Source organism: Dellaglioa sp. CoH-57-MRSF-19 (assembly GCF_056781975.1).
In genome coordinates this window covers 1-753 of sequence record NZ_JBXAXW010000052.1, presented here as the reverse complement: position 1 = coordinate 753, position 753 = coordinate 1, and the positions used below count along the sequence as shown (strand labels likewise).

Sequence of the window (753 nt, the reverse complement as noted above, 5' to 3'; positions counted from 1 at the left end):
GTTGCAGGCTCAACATCTATCGACGGCATCAGTACATGGGCCGTTGGTGACTTGGCACTGGTCTCCAACAACGTGTGGACGCGGATTGCGAACTCTGGTTCGAACGTCACGTCCGTGAACGGTAAGACGGGAACCGTGACGCTGACAGCAACCGACATTACTGGGTTTGCCACTGTAGCAACATCAGGCAGCTACAACGATCTGACGAACAAGCCGGTTCCGTACTCGTTGCCTATTGCCACGACATCGGCACTAGGTGGCGTGATCCTTACGTCAACGGCTCAAACCGCAGGCAACTTGTCGTCAGGAAAATTGGCGACCGTGGCCGTTACCGGCTCGTATAACGATCTGTTGAATTTGCCAACGAGCCCAGATGTTGCACGGCTACCCGTCAACATTCAGGGTAACCCAAACGTCATCAACGAAGTGTTCTACATGTTCACAGACAACTGCCAATTCGGGCAGAACTTCGTGGGCGCGAAAGCAAATGCGGTACTGATATCTGGCACCACAGCGACCGTACGTATCATGAAGTACCCAGCGTCAACGCCCAACACAGGAACGCAAGTAGGAACACTTAACATAGACACAGTGAACGGCAACTCGTTTACGAGTGTTCAATCAACCACGACGTTTGCTCCGGGTGATCAGTTCTCCTATCAATTCGCGACTACAAACATTTCTCTAATAACCATTACACTTCGTGGCACTTGGCTATAAGGAGTAGAAAATGCCAGCACAATTCATTGCGTC

At 51.3% G+C, this 753-nt stretch carries 1 protein-coding gene; it reads left to right on the top strand.

Annotated features, from left to right (window positions below; all coding sequences use genetic code 11):
• Window positions 1–720 (top strand): hypothetical protein (locus AC1RO3_RS08125; RefSeq protein ID WP_481763950.1); only part of this gene is annotated, 720 nt, incomplete at its 5' end.
• Window positions 721–753: the final 33 nt, after the last annotated feature.